The organism is Amycolatopsis sp. NPDC004747, from assembly GCF_053601335.1.
This window is the reverse complement of the sequence record NZ_JBSGBQ010000002.1, coordinates 44,404-58,134: the sequence shown is the minus strand read 5'-3', so window position 1 is coordinate 58,134 and position 13,731 is coordinate 44,404. Positions and strand designations below refer to the sequence as shown.

25 protein-coding genes are annotated in these 13,731 nt (G+C 68.7%); all 25 read left to right on the top strand.

The window, feature by feature from the left end; all coding sequences use genetic code 11:
• Positions 1-19 precede the first annotated feature (19 nt).
• The 25 genes from rplC (at position 20) to ACWEGE_RS02700 (ending at position 13,728) form a co-directional block, all read left to right on the top strand.
• A complete protein-coding gene (rplC, locus tag ACWEGE_RS02820; protein ID WP_003102093.1) occupies positions 20-676 on the top strand; it encodes a 50S ribosomal protein L3 in 657 nt (218 codons plus the stop codon).
• Positions 673-1,362, top strand: a complete 690-nt coding sequence (gene rplD / locus ACWEGE_RS02815; protein ID WP_449658727.1) for a 50S ribosomal protein L4 — start codon at positions 673-675, stop codon at positions 1,360-1,362. The genes rplC and rplD overlap by 4 nt, the downstream gene beginning before the upstream one ends.
• Complete coding sequence (gene rplW / locus ACWEGE_RS02810; RefSeq protein ID WP_003102087.1) at positions 1,359-1,670, top strand: 50S ribosomal protein L23; 312 nt, start codon at positions 1,359-1,361, stop codon at positions 1,668-1,670. Before rplD ends, rplW begins: the two co-directional genes overlap by 4 nt.
• Before the next feature lie 15 nt (positions 1,671-1,685).
• Complete coding sequence (gene rplB / locus ACWEGE_RS02805; RefSeq protein WP_310967696.1) at positions 1,686-2,519, top strand: 50S ribosomal protein L2; 834 nt, start codon at positions 1,686-1,688, stop codon at positions 2,517-2,519.
• Positions 2,520-2,537: 18 nt separating this feature from the next.
• Entirely contained in the window at positions 2,538-2,819 is a 282-nt protein-coding gene (rpsS, locus tag ACWEGE_RS02800; RefSeq protein WP_003102083.1) for a 30S ribosomal protein S19, read from the top strand.
• A 31-nt stretch (positions 2,820-2,850) separates the two neighbouring features.
• Entirely contained in the window at positions 2,851-3,267 is a 417-nt protein-coding gene (gene rplV, locus ACWEGE_RS02795; RefSeq protein WP_003102079.1) for a 50S ribosomal protein L22, read from the top strand.
• Positions 3,267-4,100 (top strand): 30S ribosomal protein S3, encoded by an 834-nt coding sequence (gene rpsC / locus ACWEGE_RS02790; protein ID WP_072474761.1) that lies wholly within the window; start codon positions 3,267-3,269, stop codon positions 4,098-4,100. The genes rplV and rpsC overlap by 1 nt, the downstream gene beginning before the upstream one ends.
• A gap of 3 nt (positions 4,101-4,103) precedes the next feature.
• Positions 4,104-4,523, top strand: coding sequence for a 50S ribosomal protein L16 (gene rplP / locus ACWEGE_RS02785; RefSeq protein WP_004558864.1), 420 nt, complete (start codon positions 4,104-4,106; stop codon positions 4,521-4,523).
• Positions 4,523-4,771 (top strand): 50S ribosomal protein L29, encoded by a 249-nt coding sequence (gene rpmC, locus ACWEGE_RS02780; RefSeq protein WP_013222608.1) that lies wholly within the window; start codon positions 4,523-4,525, stop codon positions 4,769-4,771. Before rplP ends, rpmC begins: the two co-directional genes overlap by 1 nt.
• Positions 4,768-5,046 (top strand): 30S ribosomal protein S17, encoded by a 279-nt coding sequence (gene rpsQ, locus ACWEGE_RS02775; RefSeq protein ID WP_004558866.1) that lies wholly within the window; start codon positions 4,768-4,770, stop codon positions 5,044-5,046. The genes rpmC and rpsQ overlap by 4 nt, the downstream gene beginning before the upstream one ends.
• 78 nt (positions 5,047-5,124) lie before the next feature.
• The gene (rplN, locus tag ACWEGE_RS02770; RefSeq protein ID WP_004558867.1) at positions 5,125-5,493 is read left to right on the top strand and encodes a 50S ribosomal protein L14; all 369 of its coding nucleotides are present in this window, start codon (positions 5,125-5,127) and stop codon (positions 5,491-5,493) included.
• The gene (rplX, locus tag ACWEGE_RS02765) at positions 5,493-5,807 is read left to right on the top strand and encodes a 50S ribosomal protein L24 (RefSeq protein WP_013222610.1); all 315 of its coding nucleotides are present in this window, start codon (positions 5,493-5,495) and stop codon (positions 5,805-5,807) included. Before rplN ends, rplX begins: the two co-directional genes overlap by 1 nt.
• Positions 5,807-6,370, top strand: coding sequence for a 50S ribosomal protein L5 (rplE, locus tag ACWEGE_RS02760; protein ID WP_013222611.1), 564 nt, complete (start codon positions 5,807-5,809; stop codon positions 6,368-6,370). Before rplX ends, rplE begins: the two co-directional genes overlap by 1 nt.
• A 4-nt stretch (positions 6,371-6,374) precedes the next feature.
• Entirely contained in the window at positions 6,375-6,560 is a 186-nt protein-coding gene (locus tag ACWEGE_RS02755; RefSeq protein WP_004558870.1) for a type Z 30S ribosomal protein S14, read from the top strand.
• Positions 6,561-6,644: 84 nt separating this feature from the next.
• Entirely contained in the window at positions 6,645-7,043 is a 399-nt protein-coding gene (rpsH, locus tag ACWEGE_RS02750; protein ID WP_004558871.1) for a 30S ribosomal protein S8, read from the top strand.
• Positions 7,044-7,059: 16 nt separating this feature from the next.
• Complete coding sequence (rplF, locus tag ACWEGE_RS02745; protein ID WP_176173270.1) at positions 7,060-7,599, top strand: 50S ribosomal protein L6; 540 nt, start codon at positions 7,060-7,062, stop codon at positions 7,597-7,599.
• Between the two features lie 2 nt (positions 7,600-7,601).
• Entirely contained in the window at positions 7,602-8,000 is a 399-nt protein-coding gene (gene rplR, locus ACWEGE_RS02740; protein ID WP_449658726.1) for a 50S ribosomal protein L18, read from the top strand.
• A gap of 34 nt (positions 8,001-8,034) precedes the next feature.
• Positions 8,035-8,679, top strand: coding sequence for a 30S ribosomal protein S5 (gene rpsE, locus ACWEGE_RS02735; protein WP_004558874.1), 645 nt, complete (start codon positions 8,035-8,037; stop codon positions 8,677-8,679).
• A 4-nt stretch (positions 8,680-8,683) separates the two neighbouring features.
• Positions 8,684-8,869: a 50S ribosomal protein L30 gene (rpmD, locus tag ACWEGE_RS02730; RefSeq protein WP_033291195.1), complete on the top strand. Its 186-nt coding sequence runs from the start codon at positions 8,684-8,686 to the stop codon at positions 8,867-8,869.
• Entirely contained in the window at positions 8,866-9,312 is a 447-nt protein-coding gene (rplO, locus tag ACWEGE_RS02725) for a 50S ribosomal protein L15 (RefSeq protein ID WP_086842934.1), read from the top strand. Before rpmD ends, rplO begins: the two co-directional genes overlap by 4 nt.
• Positions 9,313-9,393: 81 nt before the next feature.
• The gene (locus ACWEGE_RS02720) at positions 9,394-9,972 is read left to right on the top strand and encodes a hypothetical protein (protein WP_449658725.1); all 579 of its coding nucleotides are present in this window, start codon (positions 9,394-9,396) and stop codon (positions 9,970-9,972) included.
• Positions 9,973-10,019: 47 nt separating this feature from the next.
• Positions 10,020-10,982, top strand: coding sequence for a hypothetical protein (locus tag ACWEGE_RS02715; protein WP_449658724.1), 963 nt, complete (start codon positions 10,020-10,022; stop codon positions 10,980-10,982).
• 19 nt (positions 10,983-11,001) lie between these two features.
• Positions 11,002-11,616: a LysE family translocator gene (locus ACWEGE_RS02710; protein ID WP_449658723.1), complete on the top strand. Its 615-nt coding sequence runs from the start codon at positions 11,002-11,004 to the stop codon at positions 11,614-11,616.
• A 253-nt stretch (positions 11,617-11,869) separates the two neighbouring features.
• Positions 11,870-13,177: a preprotein translocase subunit SecY gene (gene secY, locus ACWEGE_RS02705; RefSeq protein ID WP_004558878.1), complete on the top strand. Its 1,308-nt coding sequence runs from the start codon at positions 11,870-11,872 to the stop codon at positions 13,175-13,177.
• Positions 13,174-13,728 carry an adenylate kinase gene (locus tag ACWEGE_RS02700; RefSeq protein ID WP_449658722.1) on the top strand — a complete coding sequence of 185 codons (555 nt, stop codon included), beginning with the start codon at positions 13,174-13,176 and terminating at the stop codon, positions 13,726-13,728. The genes secY and ACWEGE_RS02700 overlap by 4 nt, the downstream gene beginning before the upstream one ends.
• Positions 13,729-13,731: the final 3 nt, after the last annotated feature.

Below are 13,731 nucleotides of genomic sequence, written 5' to 3'. Positions count from 1 at the left end.
GGCGGAGAGTAAGAGACTCATGTCTGACAGGCAGATGAAGGGCATCCTGGGCACCAAGCTCGGCATGACCCAGGTCTTCGACGAGCAGAACCGGGTTGTCCCGGTCACCGTCGTCAAGGCCGGTCCGAACGTGGTCACCCAGGTTCGGACCCAGGACAAGGACGGCTACGCGGCCGTGCAGCTGGCGTTCGGCGCGGTCGACCCGCGCAAGGTGAACAAGCCGCGCACCGGCCACTTCGACAAGGCGGGCGTGACCCCGCGCCGGTTCCTCGCCGAGCTGCGCACCACCGACGCCGAGACCTACGAGGTCGGCCAGGAGATCACCGCCGAGGTGTTCGCCGCCGGCGTCGAGGTCGACGTGACCGGTACCAGCAAGGGCAAGGGCTACGCGGGTGTCATGAAGCGCCACGGCTTCAAGGGCCAGGGCGCGAGCCACGGTGCCCAGGCCGTGCACCGCAAGCCGGGTTCGATCGGTGGCTGCGCCACCCCCGGCCGCGTCTTCAAGGGCCTGCGCATGGCGGGCCGGATGGGCAACGACCGGGTCACCACGCAGAACCTGACCGTGCACGCCGTGCGTGCCGAGGACGGCCTGCTGCTGATCAAGGGCGCCGTGCCCGGTCCCAAGGGCGGCCTGCTGTTCGTGCGCAGCGCCGCGAAGGGTGGTAACTCCGAATGACAAGCGTCGAGCTGAAGACCCCGGCCGGTAAAGCCGACGGCACGGTCGATCTCCCCGCGGAGATCTTCGACGTGCAGGCCAATGTCGCGCTCATGCACCAGGTCGTGGTGGCCCAGCAGGCCGCCGCGCGCCAGGGCACGCACGACACGAAGACCCGTGGTGAGGTTCGCGGTGGCGGCAAGAAGCCGTACCGCCAGAAGGGCACCGGCCGTGCCCGCCAGGGTTCGACCCGCGCGCCGCAGTTCGCCGGCGGTGGCGTCGTGCACGGCCCCACGCCGCGCGACTACACCCAGCGCACCCCGAAGAAGATGAAGGCCGCCGCCCTGCGTGGCGCCCTCTCCGACCGGGCCCGCGCCGGCCAGCTGCACGTCGTCACCGAGCTGGTGACCGGCGAGAAGCCGTCGACCAAGGCCGCCAAGAGCGTGCTCGCCGCCGTCACGGCCGCGAAGCGCGTGCTCGTGGTGCTGGACCGGGCCGACGAGCTGAGCTGGGTTTCCCTGCGGAACCTGCCCGAGGTGCACCTGCTCTGGGCCGACCAGCTCAACACCTACGACGTGCTGGTCAACGACGACGTCGTGTTCACCAAGGCCGCGTACGACGCGTTCGTCGCCGGCCCCGTCCGCGGCAAGGCCGTCAAGGCTTCCGCGCGGTCGGGCGAGGTCACGGAAGGGAGTGACGAGAAGTGAGTTCGGTCGCCATTCCGGACCCCCGCGACATCCTGCTCGCGCCGGTCATCTCCGAGAAGTCCTACGGGCTGCTCGAGGACCACAAGTACACGTTCATCGTCCGCCCGGACGCCAACAAGACCCAGATCAAGATCGCGGTCGAGAAGGTGTTCGGCGTCAAGGTGGTCAGCGTCAACACGGCCAACCGCCAGGGCAAGCGGAAGCGGACTCGCGCCGGCTTCGGCAAGCGCAAGGACACCAAGCGCGCCATCGTGACTCTTTCGCCCGAGAGCAAGGCGATCGAGATCTTCGGCGGACCCACCGCGTAAAGGACTGAGCTGACAATGGGCATCCGCAAGTACAAGCCGACGACCCCCGGTCGTCGCGGTTCGAGCGTCTCGGACTTCGCCGAGATCACCCGCTCCACCCCGGAGAAGTCGCTGCTTCGTCCGCTGAGCGGTTCGGGCGGTCGCAACTCGTCCGGCAAGATCACCACCCGGCACAAGGGTGGCGGCCACAAGCGCGCCTACCGCGTCATCGACTTCCGTCGCAATGACAAGGACGGCATCCCCGCCAAGGTCGCGCACATCGAGTACGACCCCAACCGGTCCGCTCGCATCGCGCTGCTGCACTACGCCGACGGCGAGAAGCGCTACATCATCGCGCCGGAGAAGCTGAAGCAGGGCGACACGGTCGAGAACGGCCCCCGGGCCGACATCAAGCCGGGCAACAACCTGCCGCTGCGCAACATCCCGGTCGGCACCGTGATCCACGCGATCGAGCTCCGCCCCGGCGGCGGCGCGAAGATGGCGCGGTCCGCGGGCGCGAAGGTGCAGCTCGTCGCCAAGGACGGTCCGTACGCCCAGCTGCGTCTCCCCTCGGGCGAGATCCGCAACGTGGACGTGCGCAACCGCGCCACGGTCGGCGAGGTCGGCAACTCCGAGCACGCCAACATCAACTGGGGCAAGGCCGGCCGCAACCGCTGGCGCGGCAAGCGCCCCACGGTCCGCGGTGTCGTCATGAACCCGGTCGACCACCCGCACGGTGGTGGTGAGGGCAAGACCTCCGGTGGTCGCCACCCGGTCAACCCGAACGGTAAGCCCGAGGGCCGCACGCGTCGCCGCAAGGCGTCCGACGCCCTCATCGTCCGCCGCCGGCGTACCGGCAAGAAGCGCTGAGCAGGGAGGTAGAAGCACATGCCACGCAGCCTTAAGAAGGGCCCGTTCGTGGACGACCACCTGCTCAAGAAGGTGGACGCGCTGAACGAATCGGGCAAGAAGACGGTCATCAAGACCTGGTCGCGCCGCTCGACGATCATCCCGGACTTCCTGGGTCACACGATCGCCGTGCACGACGGGCGCAAGCACGTCCCGGTGTTCGTCACCGAGGCCATGGTGGGTCACAAGCTGGGCGAGTTCGCCCCGACGCGGACCTTCAAGGGCCACATCAAGGACGACCGCAAGTCGCGCCGCCGCTGAGCGGGCACGAGAAGAGACAAGGGAAGTAGCGATGAACGCCCAGAACGACGCGACGACCGAGGCCCTGCCTACGGCGTACGCGCGGGCTCGCTTCGTCCGGGACTCGCCGACCAAGGTGCGCCGGGTGATCGAGCTCATCAAGGGACGTAGCGCCGCCGACGCCTTGGCCGTGCTCCGGTTCGCCCCCCAGGCGGCCAGCGAGCCGGTCGCGAAGGTGCTTGCCAGCGCTGTGGCCAACGCCGAGAACAACCTTCAGCTGGACCCGGAGACGCTCTGGGTCAAGAACGCGTACGCCGACGAGGGCCCGACCCTCAAGCGCATCCGCCCGCGGGCCCAGGGCCGCGCGTACCGGATCCGCAAGCGGACCAGCCACATCACCGTCGAGGTGGAGTCGCGTCCCGCCGTCGCGCAGAAGGCTCAGAGCAAGAAGAAGGCAGGTGGCCGGTAGTGGGCCAGAAGATCAACCCGCACGGTTTCCGCCTGGGTATCACCACGGACTGGAAGTCGCGCTGGTACGCCGACAAGCAGTACGCCGAGTACGTGGCCGAGGACGTCAAGATCCGCAAGCTCCTCGCCACCGGCATGGAGCGCGCGGGCATCTCCAAGGTCGAGATCGAGCGCACCCGTGACCGCGTCCGCGTCGACATCCACACCGCCCGGCCGGGCATCGTCATCGGCCGCCGCGGCGCGGAGGCCGACCGGATCCGCGGCGCGCTGGAGAAGCTGACCAAGAAGCAGGTCCAGCTGAACATCCTCGAGGTCAAGAACCCCGAGGCCGACGCCCAGCTGGTCGCCCAGGCGGTCGCGGAGCAGCTCTCCAACCGCGTGGCGTTCCGCCGCGCGATGCGGAAGGCGATCCAGACCTCCATGCGCTCGCCGCAGGTCAAGGGCATCCGCGTGCAGTGCGGCGGTCGTCTCGGCGGTGCCGAGATGTCCCGCTCCGAGCACTACCGCGATGGCCGCGTCCCGCTGCACACGCTGCGCGCCGACATCGACTACGGCTTCTTCGAGGCCAAGACGACGTTCGGTCGCATCGGCGTCAAGGTGTGGATCTACAAGGGTGAGCTCGTCGGTGGCCTGAAGGCCCGCGAGGCCCGTGACGCCGCCGAGCGCGCGCCGCGTCGCGACCGTGACCGCAGCGACCGGCCGTCCCGTCCGCGTCGTTCCGGCGCCTCGGGCACGACCGCCACCTCGACCGAAGCCGGTCGGGCCGCCGCTGCCGCCACGACCGAGGCCCCGGCGGCTCCGGCCACCGAGACCGCAGAAAAGACGGAGGGCTGAGACGTGCTCATCCCGCGCAGGGTCAAGCACCGGAAGCAGCACTCCCCGAAGCGCCACGGCGCCGCCAAGGGTGGCACGAAGGTCAGCTTCGGCGAGTACGGCATCCAGGCGCTTGAGCACAGCTACGTGACGAACCGGCAGATCGAGTCCGCTCGTATCGCCATGACCCGTCACATCAAGCGTGGTGGCAAGGTGTGGACGACCATCTACCCGGACCGCCCGCTGACCAAGAAGCCGGCCGAGACCCGGATGGGTTCCGGTAAGGGTTCGCCCGAGTGGTGGATCGCCAACGTGAAGCCGGGTCGCGTGATGTTCGAGATCTCGTTCCCGAACGAGGAGACGGCTCGCGAGGCGCTGCGCCGCGCGATCCACAAGCTGCCCATGAAGTGCCGCATCGTGACCCGTGAAGGTGGTGAGTTCTGATGGCTAACGCAGGTGCCGCTCAGGCATCGGAGCTGCGTGAGCTCACCGCGGAAGAGCTCGTCCTGCGTCTGAAGGAATACAAGGAGGAGCTGTTCAACCTCCGCTTCCAGATGGCGACCGGGCAGCTCGACAACAACCGCCGTCTGCGCACCGTCCGCACGGACATCGCGCGGATCTACACGGTCATGCGCGAGCGCGAACTCGGCCTGTCCGTTGCCCCCGACGCCGAGAGTGAAGGTGCCGCATGAGCGAGCCCACCACCGAGACGCCGGCCCGGAACGACCGCAAGGTCCGCGAGGGCTACGTCGTCTCGGACAAGATGAACAAGACGATCGTGGTCGAGCTCGAGGACCGCAAGAAGCACCCCCGTTACTCGAAGGTCGTCCGCACCACCTCCAAGGTGAAGGTGCACGACGAGAACAACGAGGCGGGCGTGGGCGACCGGGTCACCCTGATGGAGACCCGCCCGCTGTCGGCATCGAAGCGGTGGCGCCTGGTGCAGATCGTGGAGAAGGCCAAGTAAGCAGGGCTCTTTAAGAGTTCTTAGTTCCGCAAGGCTCGCTCGTCCGGGCGAGAACCGGCGCGACATACAGGAGTAGACGTGATCCAGCAGGAGTCGCGGCTTCGGGTAGCCGACAACACGGGTGCGAAGGAAATCCTCTGCATCCGCGTTCTCGGTGGCTCCGGGCGGCGCTACGCCGGCATCGGCGACATCATCGTCGCCACCGTGAAGGACGCCATCCCGGCCGCCGGGGTGAAGAAGGGCGACGTCGTCAAGGCCGTCATCGTCCGCACGGTCAAGGAGCGCCGTCGTCCGGACGGTTCCTACATCCGGTTCGACGAGAACGCCGCCGTGCTCATCAAGAACGACAACGAGCCCCGCGGCACCCGCATCTTCGGCCCGGTGGGCCGCGAGCTGCGCGACCGAAAGTTCATGAAGATCATTTCGCTCGCGCCGGAGGTGCTGTGATGAAGGTGAAGAAGGGCGACACGGTCGTCGTCATCGCCGGCAAGGACAAGGGCGCCAAGGGCAAGGTCATCCAGGCTTACCCGGAGCGCGAGCGCGTGCTGGTCGAGGGCGTGAACCGGATCAAGAAGCACACGCGGATCAGCCAGACCCAGCGCGGCGCGCAGTCCGGCGGCATCGTCACGCAGGAGGCGCCCATCCACGTCTCGAACGTGATGGTCGTCGACTCGGACGGCAAGCCGGCCCGGGTGGGTTACCGCATCGGCGAGGACGGCAAGAAGGTCCGGATCTCGCGCCGGAACGGTAAGGACATCTGATGACCACCGCAGAGAAGACCTCGCCGCGCCTCAAGGTGCGCTACCGCGAGGAAATCAAGGGCCAGCTGCAGGCTGAGTTCTCCTTCGCCAACGTCCACCAGATCCCGGGCGTGACGAAGGTCGTCGTGAACATGGGCGTCGGCGACGCCGCCCGCGACAGCAAGCTGATCGAGGGCGCGGTCAAGGACCTCGCGCTGATCACCGGCCAGAAGCCGGAGGTCCGGAAGGCCCGCAAGTCCATCGCGCAGTTCAAGCTGCGTGAGGGCCAGCCGATCGGTGCGCGCGTCACGCTGCGCGGCGACCGGATGTGGGAGTTCCTCGACCGGCTGCTGACCATCGCGCTGCCGCGTATCCGCGACTTCCGCGGGCTTTCGCCGAAGCAGTTCGACGGCCACGGCAACTACACGTTCGGTCTCAACGAGCAGTCGATGTTCCACGAGATCGACCCCGACTCCATCGACCGCCCGCGCGGCATGGACGTCACCGTCGTCACGACCGCCACGAACGACGACGAGGGCCGGGCGCTGCTGCGCAAGCTCGGCTTCCCGTTCAAGGAGAACTGAGCCGATGGCCAAGAAAGCACTGGTCCACAAGGCCGCGAAGAAGCCGAAGTTCGCCGTGCGCGCCTACACCCGCTGCCAGCGGTGCGGCCGCCCGCACGCCGTGTTCCGCAAGTTCGGGCTCTGCCGGATCTGCCTTCGCGAGATGGCGCACGCGGGCGAGCTGCCCGGCGTCCGCAAGTCCAGCTGGTAAGAGCTTCTTTTTAACTCCAGATTCGCCACAGGCCCCGCTCCTTCTGGGAGCGGGGAACCAGGCGAGAAAGGTTGACAGGTCACCATGACGATGACCGACCCCATCGCAGACTTCTTGACGCGTCTGCGCAACGCGAACTCGGCGTACCACGACGAGGTCAAGCTCCCGCACTCGAAGCTCAAGGCGAACATCGCCGAGATCCTCAAGCGCGAGGGCTACATCGCGGGTTACCACGACGAGCCGGGCGAGAAGCACAAGAACCTCGTCGTCGAGCTCAAGTACGGCCCCAACCGTGAGCGGAGCATCGCCGGCCTCCGGCGCGTCTCCAAGCCCGGTCTGCGGGTCTACGCGAAGTCCACCGAACTGCCGTCGGTCCTCGGCGGCCTGGGCATCGCGATCATTTCGACGTCCGGTGGCCTGCAGACGGACCGGCAGGCCAAGCGCAACAGCGTGGGCGGCGAAGTCCTCGCCTACGTCTGGTAAGGGAAGGGGTAAAGGCATGTCACGCATCGGAAAGCTGCCGGTCGCCGTCCCTTCCGGGGTCGAGGTGACCATCGACGGTCAGCAGATCAAGGTCAAGGGGCCCAAGGGCACCCTCGAGCACACCATCGCCGAGCCGATCACCGTCGAGCGCGACGAGGACGGCACGCTGCTGGTGAAGCGCCCGGACGACGAGCGCAACTCCAAGGCGCTCCACGGGCTCACCCGCACGCTGGTGAACAACCTCGTCGTCGGCGTCACCGCCGGCTACGAGAAGAAGATGGAAATCCACGGCGTGGGTTACCGCGTGCAGGCCAAGGGCGCGGACCTCGAGTTCGCCCTCGGCTACTCGCACCCGGTCAAGATCGAGGCCCCGGAGGGCATCACCTTCAAGGTGGAGACCCCGACCCGGTTCTCGGTCTCGGGCATCGACAAGCAGAAGGTCGGCCAGATCTCGGCCGTCATCCGCAAGCTGCGGCGCCCGGACCCGTACAAGGGCAAGGGCCTGCGCTACGAGGGTGAGAAGATCCGCCGCAAGGTCGGAAAGACGGGTAAGTGATCATGAGCGACACGACTACGAAGCGCAAGCCGGTGGGCAAGGACATCTCGACCCGCCGCCGCGTCGCGAAGGCCCGTCGGCACTTCCGGCTCCGCAAGAAGGTCTCGGGCACCGAGCAGCGCCCGCGCCTGGTCGTCAAGCGGTCCTCGCGGCACATCGCCGTGCAGGTGATCGACGACCTCGCCGGCCACACGCTGGTGTCGGCGTCCACCCTCGAGGCGGACGTCCGGTCGGTCGACGGCGACAAGAAGGCCAAGGCCGCCAAGGTCGGGGCCCTCGTCGCCGAGCGCGCCAAGAACGCCGGGATCTCGGCCGTGGTGTTCGACCGTGGCGGCAACGCCTACCACGGCCGCATCGCCGCGCTCGCCGACGCCGCCCGTGAGGCGGGGTTGGAGTTCTGACGATGCAGCAGTTCGTGAATGGAAGGAAAGCCTGATGCCGGGACGTACACGGCAATTCGGCGGCGGCCAGGGTGGACCCGGCGGGCAGGGCGGCAACGACCGCGGTGACCGTCGCGACCGCCGGGACCGGCGCGACAGCGGCCGTGGCGGGGCGGCCCAGGACAAGACCCCGCACCTCGAGAAGGTCGTGACGATCAACCGCGTCGCCAAGGTCGTCAAGGGTGGTCGTCGCTTCAGCTTCACCGCCCTGGTGGTCGTCGGCGACGGCGACGGTCAGGTCGGCGTCGGCTACGGCAAGGCCAAGGAAGTTCCCGCGGCCATCGCCAAGGGCGTCGAGGAAGCGAAGAAGAACTTCTTCCGCGTTCCGCGCGTCGGCGGCACCATTCCCCACCCGATCCAGGGTGAGGAAGCCGCCGGTGTGGTCCTGCTCCGCCCGGCGTCGGCCGGTACCGGTGTCATCGCCGGTGGCCCGGTCCGCGCGGTGCTGGAGTGCGCGGGTGTCCACGACGTGCTGTCGAAGTCGCTCGGCTCCGACAACGCGATCAACATCGTGCACGCGACCGTGGCGGCCCTGAAGGGTCTGCAGCGTCCCGAAGAGGTGGCGGCCCGCCGTGGCCTGCCGCTCGAGGACGTCGCTCCGGCCCGGATGCTGCGCCAGCGTGCCGGCCAGGGGGTCTGATCTCATGGCTCAGCTCAAGGTCACCCAGGTCAAGAGCAAGATCGGCACGAAGCACGCTCACCGCGAGTCGCTGCGCACCCTCGGGCTGCGCAAGATCCGCCAGAGCGTCGTGCGTGAAGACACCCCCCAGGTGCGCGGCCTGATCCACACCGTCCGCCACCTGGTGGAGGTCGAGGAGGTCAAGGCATGACGGCCATCAAGATCCACCACCTGCGTCCGGCTCCGGGCGCCAAGCGCGACAAGATCCGCGTGGGCCGTGGTGAGGGTTCGAAGGGCAAGACGGCCGGTCGCGGTACGAAGGGCACCAAGGCCCGGAAGAACGTGCCGGCCCGGTTCGAGGGTGGGCAGATGCCCATCCAGATGCGGCTCCCGAAGCTCCGCGGCTTCAAGAACCGCTTCCGCACCGAGTACCAGCCGGTGAACGTGGGCGACATCGCCCGCGTCTTCCCGGACGGCGGCACCATCGGGGCCGACGAGCTGGTCAAGGGCGGTCTGGTCCGCAAGGGCAAGCTGGTGAAGGTCCTCGGCAACGGCGACGTGAACGGCGTCAAGCTGAACGTCACCGCCGACGCGTTCTCCGGCTCCGCCAAGGAGAAGCTCGAAGCGGCCGGTGGCTCCGCCACCACCAACTGAGTTCGATCCCGTTCGAAGGCCCGTCTGGCTCCGCCAGGCGGGCCTTTGGCGTTTCCGCGGTCCGGGTGCAGGATCGGCGGGGTGACAACCCGTGCTCGCCACTACCTGGTTCCGGCGCTCACCACGCTCGTGGCCGTGCTGACGGTCGCCGGCTCGTTCCTGCCGCTGTTCCGCCGCGAGGAGCCGTTCGGTTCCGGAACGTCCGAGACCGTCAGCTCGGTCACGGGGGCCTGGCGGTACACGTTCCGGTTCCCCGGCCAGGAGGAGCTCAGCACGCCGACGGCGCCGGTCGGCATCCCGCTGCTCCTGGCCGGCGCGCTCCTGCTGCTCGCGGCCGTCCTCGGTGTTTCGAGGCCCGGCCCGACGGCGAGCCGGACGGCGCTCGTCGCGACGGTCTTCCAGCTCGGCACGGTCTGCACGGTCGGGATGCTGGGCGCGAACGCCCTGGCCGGTTCGACCCGCGCGCAGGTCACGCTCGGGACCGGGATGTGGCTGCTGATCGCCGGAGCGCTGGTGGCCGCGGTGGCGGCGGTGCAGAGCTTCCGCGCCCCGGGCTCCCCGTCCGGCCCGGCTTGGGCGGACCCCGACGCGGCGTACGCGGACACGGAGACCCCACCATCGGGCGTCGTGATCACGGTGCTCCCACCCGACGGCGACTGAGGGGAGGGTTCCTTGCCGGGACGGGAATCCGGACGGAGGATCACAGGGTGGACAGACCGTCGCAGGAGCCCGCAGCACAGCCCGACGGCGCCGAGTCGCCGCTGAGCTTCCCGGTCGAAGCACCCCGGCCCGCCGGCCCGGAGCCGGGAGCGGGCGCGCCCCAGGCAGAGCCGCTGCAGTTCCCGGCAGAGCCGGCTCCGCCGGTCGGATTCCAGCCCGGTGCACCGCAGGCCGCACCGTTGCAGTTCCCCGCCGAGGCTCCGCGGCCGGAGGCGACCCCGCTCGGCGAAGCGCCCCCGCCCCCAGGCCCGCTGCCCACCGAACTGCCGTACCCCGTCGCGCACATCCCAGGCGCCGCGACCACCACCGAGCCGCCACCCCCGCCGGCCGTGCCGCCCGCTCAAGCGCCGGCTCCACCCCCTTCTCTCCTGCGGTTCGCCCCACCCGCTCTCGCCCTCGTCGCCGCCCTCATGACCGCGCTGGGCGCCTTCCTGCCGCTCTTCCGGATCCGGGAACACCTCGGCCAGCGGTTCCTGGACACCCAGATGCTCATCACCGAGACCGCGTGGGGCCACAGCTTCGAGCTCCCGGACCAGGAAGTCACCGACCAGCCCGGCGCTCCGGTCGGCATCCCGCTCCTCTTCGCCGTCGTCCTGCTGGTCGCCGCCGCGCTCGTCGCCTTAACGCGCCCGGACCACCGGCTCGGCCGGTGGCTGCTTGGCGCGGGGGCGTTCTTCGCCGCCGGGGTGGTCGCCACCGTCGGCACGAGCGGGATCGGGTGGTCGGTCACCTCCCGCGGGGACGACCTGACCGTCGACACCGGGCCCGGCATGTGGCTGCTGATCGGCGGCACGGTCGCGGCCGGGGCCGCCGCCGTTCTCGCCTGCCTGCCGCGGCGGCAGCCGAGCTGGGCCGATCCGGCGCTGGCCTACGCCGACACCCCGACCCCGCCCTCCGGCGTCGCCATCACCGTCCTCCCGCCTGGCGAACCGGACGACCAACAGGCCTGACCCCCGCTACCGTGGAGGCGTGTGGGTCTTCTTCGGGGCTTCGGTGCTCATCGCGCTTACGCCAGGCGCGAACAACCTGCTCGGCCTCCACCACGGCATGACGCACGGTGTTCGCCACGGCCTCGCCGGGCTCGGTGGCCGGCTGGCCGCCTTCACCCTGTTGATCGCCGCCGTCGCGGCCGGGCTCGGGCAGCTGCTGGCCGCCTCCGAGACCGCGCTGACGATCATCAAGTGGGCCGGCGCCGCCTACCTGCTCTACCTCGGCGTCCGCCTGATCCGGTCCACTTTCCGGGGCGAGCACACCCCGGCCGAGCTGCCGAAAGCGCCCACGACGGCCTGGCGCGTCACCCGCAAGGAGTTCGGCGTCGCGATCACCAACCCCAAGGCGATCCTGATCTTCACCGCCTTCGTCCCGCAGTTCATCGACCCAGGTCAGGGCGCATTTCCGGGCCAGATCGCGCTGCTGGGCGCGGTATACCTGCTGGCCGAATTCCTGGCCGGCTCGGTCTACGTCGGCGTCGGCGCCGCGGTCAAGACGATCAAGCTGTCGCGGCGGGCCCGGCGGCGGGTCGACCGGGGGACCGGCGTGGTGCTCGTCGGCCTGGCCGGCGTGCTCGCGGCGTCCAACGCCTGATCCACATCTGTCAAGGAATACGGCCAAGACGGCGATGTGGATCAACCCGCCGGAGCAACCTTGGTACGGAAAACGCACACGGACTGCGGACACGCCCTGTGAAGCTGTTAGAGTCGGCGACACGCTTCGGGACGAGTGTGCCCCGAAGCGTTCCTGGCTTGCGTGCCAGTAGTGCTGTGTGTTCCTGCCGGCCCCGTGCCGGCCAAGCCGATCGTCGGTTAGGACAGCCGACGACGCCGAGGAGGTCCCCCGCGTGCTCAGCGCCTTCCGCTCGGCTCTCGCGACGCCGGATCTACGCAAGAAGATCCTGTTCACGCTAGCCATCGTCGCGGTTTACCGAATCGGTGCGACCATTCCGGCGCCCGGCATCTCGTACGGTGCCGTACAGGCTTGTAGCTCACAGGCGCAGCAGGAGGGCGTCTACCAGCTGCTGAACCTGTTCAGCGGTGGTGCGCTGCTGCAGCTGTCGCTCTTCTCGACCGGCATCATGCCGTACATCACGGCGAGCATCATCATCCAGCTGCTCACCGTGGTCATCCCGCGGTTCGAGGAGCTGAAGAAGGAAGGGCAGTCCGGCCAGGGCAAGCTGACCCAGTACACCCGGTACCTGACGGTCGCGCTGGCGATCCTGCAGGCCACCGGCGTGGTCGCGCTCGCGGACCGCAAGCAGCTCTTCCCCGACTGCCAGTCGCCGATCATCCCGGACAACAGCGTCTACTCGCTGGCGATCATCGTCATCACCATGACCGCGGGCACCGCCGTCATGATGTGGCTGGGCGAGCTGATCACCGAGCGCGGCGTCGGCAACGGCATGTCCGTCCTGATCTTCCTGAACATCGCCGCGCGCATCCCGGTCGAGGGCGGCAACATCCTCAGCAACGCCGGTGGCCTCGGCCTGGCGATCGTGTGCGTCTTCGGCCTGGTGATCATCGCCAGCGTCATCTTCGTCGAGCAGGGGCAGCGCCGGATCCCGGTGCAGTACGCCAAGCGCATGATCGGCCGCCGGATGTACGGCGGCACGTCGACCTACCTGCCGATCAAGGTCAACCAGGCCGGTGTCATCCCGGTCATCTTCGCGTCGTCCCTGCTGTACCTGCCGGACCTGATCAGCCGCCTCGTCGGCGACCAGAACAGCAACTCCGGCTGGCAGGTGTTCATCAAGAACTACATCGTGAACCAGTCCAGCTGGGTGCACATCGCGCTGTACTTCGGCCTGATCATCTTCTTCACGTACTTCTACATCACGATCACGTTCAACGTGGACGAGCGTGCGGAAGAGATGAAGAAGTTCGGTGGCTTCATCCCGGGCATCCGCCCCGGCCGCCCGACCGCCGAGTACCTCAGCTTCGTCCTCGGCCGGATCACCCTGCCGGGCTCGCTGTACCTGGGCATCATCGCGATCCTCCCGAACTTCTTCCTGTCGGTGACCGGTAGCGGGAACAACCAGAACTTCCCGTTCGGTGGCACGGCTGTGCTGATCATGGTCGGTGTCGGCCTCGACACCGTGAAGCAGATCGAAAGCCAGCTGATGCAGCGCAACTACGAAGGGTTCTTGAAGTGACGCGCCTGGTTCTCGTCGGCCCGCCCGGTGCGGGCAAGGGCACGCAGGCGGTGGCCCTGTCCGAGCAGCTGCGCATCCCGCACATCTCGACCGGTGACCTCTTCCGCGCGCACGTCGGCCAGGAGACCCCGCTCGGCCAGGAGGCGAAGCGCTACCTGGACTCGGGCGAGCTCGTGCCCGACTCGGTGACCAACGAAATGGTCCGCGAGCGGCTCGCCGAGCCGGACGCCAAGGTCGGCTTCCTGCTCGACGGCTTCCCGCGCAACACGAAGCAGGCCGAGGTCCTCGGCGAGATCCTGGGCGACGCGGACGTCGCGCTCGACGCGGTGATCCAGCTCCAGGTCCCGGAGGACGTCGTCGTCGCGCGGCTCATGTCGCGCGGCCGTGCGGACGACACCGAAGAGGTCATCCGCCGCCGTCAGCAGATCTACGTGTCGGACACCGCGCCGCTGCTGGAGTACTACGCCGACATCCTGGTGACCGTCGACGGTGTCGGCAGCGTCGAGGAGATCTCCGGCCGGGTGCTGAAAGCGCTGCGCGACCGCACGTGAACC

Bases quoted from the DNA above. Each gene is read 5' to 3' on its own strand.
- rpmC (WP_013222608.1), top strand. From the start codon at position 4,523: ATGGCTAACGCAGGTGCCGCTCAGGCATCGGAGCTGCGTGAGCTCACC.
- rplD (WP_449658727.1), top strand. From the start codon at position 673: ATGACAAGCGTCGAGCTGAAGACCCCGGCCGGTAAAGCCGACGGCACG.
- rpsQ (WP_004558866.1), top strand. From the start codon at position 4,768: ATGAGCGAGCCCACCACCGAGACGCCGGCCCGGAACGACCGCAAGGTC.
- rplF (WP_176173270.1), top strand. From the start codon at position 7,060: ATGTCACGCATCGGAAAGCTGCCGGTCGCCGTCCCTTCCGGGGTCGAG.
- rpmD (WP_033291195.1), top strand. From the start codon at position 8,684: ATGGCTCAGCTCAAGGTCACCCAGGTCAAGAGCAAGATCGGCACGAAG.
- rplX (WP_013222610.1), top strand. From the start codon at position 5,493: ATGAAGGTGAAGAAGGGCGACACGGTCGTCGTCATCGCCGGCAAGGAC.
- rplO (WP_086842934.1), top strand. From the start codon at position 8,866: ATGACGGCCATCAAGATCCACCACCTGCGTCCGGCTCCGGGCGCCAAG.
- rplR (WP_449658726.1), top strand. From the start codon at position 7,602: ATGAGCGACACGACTACGAAGCGCAAGCCGGTGGGCAAGGACATCTCG.
- rpsH (WP_004558871.1), top strand. From the start codon at position 6,645: ATGACGATGACCGACCCCATCGCAGACTTCTTGACGCGTCTGCGCAAC.
- rplE (WP_013222611.1), top strand. From the start codon at position 5,807: ATGACCACCGCAGAGAAGACCTCGCCGCGCCTCAAGGTGCGCTACCGC.
- ACWEGE_RS02755 (WP_004558870.1), top strand. From the start codon at position 6,375: ATGGCCAAGAAAGCACTGGTCCACAAGGCCGCGAAGAAGCCGAAGTTC.
- rplC (WP_003102093.1), top strand. From the start codon at position 20: ATGTCTGACAGGCAGATGAAGGGCATCCTGGGCACCAAGCTCGGCATG.
- rplV (WP_003102079.1), top strand. From the start codon at position 2,851: ATGAACGCCCAGAACGACGCGACGACCGAGGCCCTGCCTACGGCGTAC.
- rplB (WP_310967696.1), top strand. From the start codon at position 1,686: ATGGGCATCCGCAAGTACAAGCCGACGACCCCCGGTCGTCGCGGTTCG.
- rpsS (WP_003102083.1), top strand. From the start codon at position 2,538: ATGCCACGCAGCCTTAAGAAGGGCCCGTTCGTGGACGACCACCTGCTC.
- rpsE (WP_004558874.1), top strand. From the start codon at position 8,035: ATGCCGGGACGTACACGGCAATTCGGCGGCGGCCAGGGTGGACCCGGC.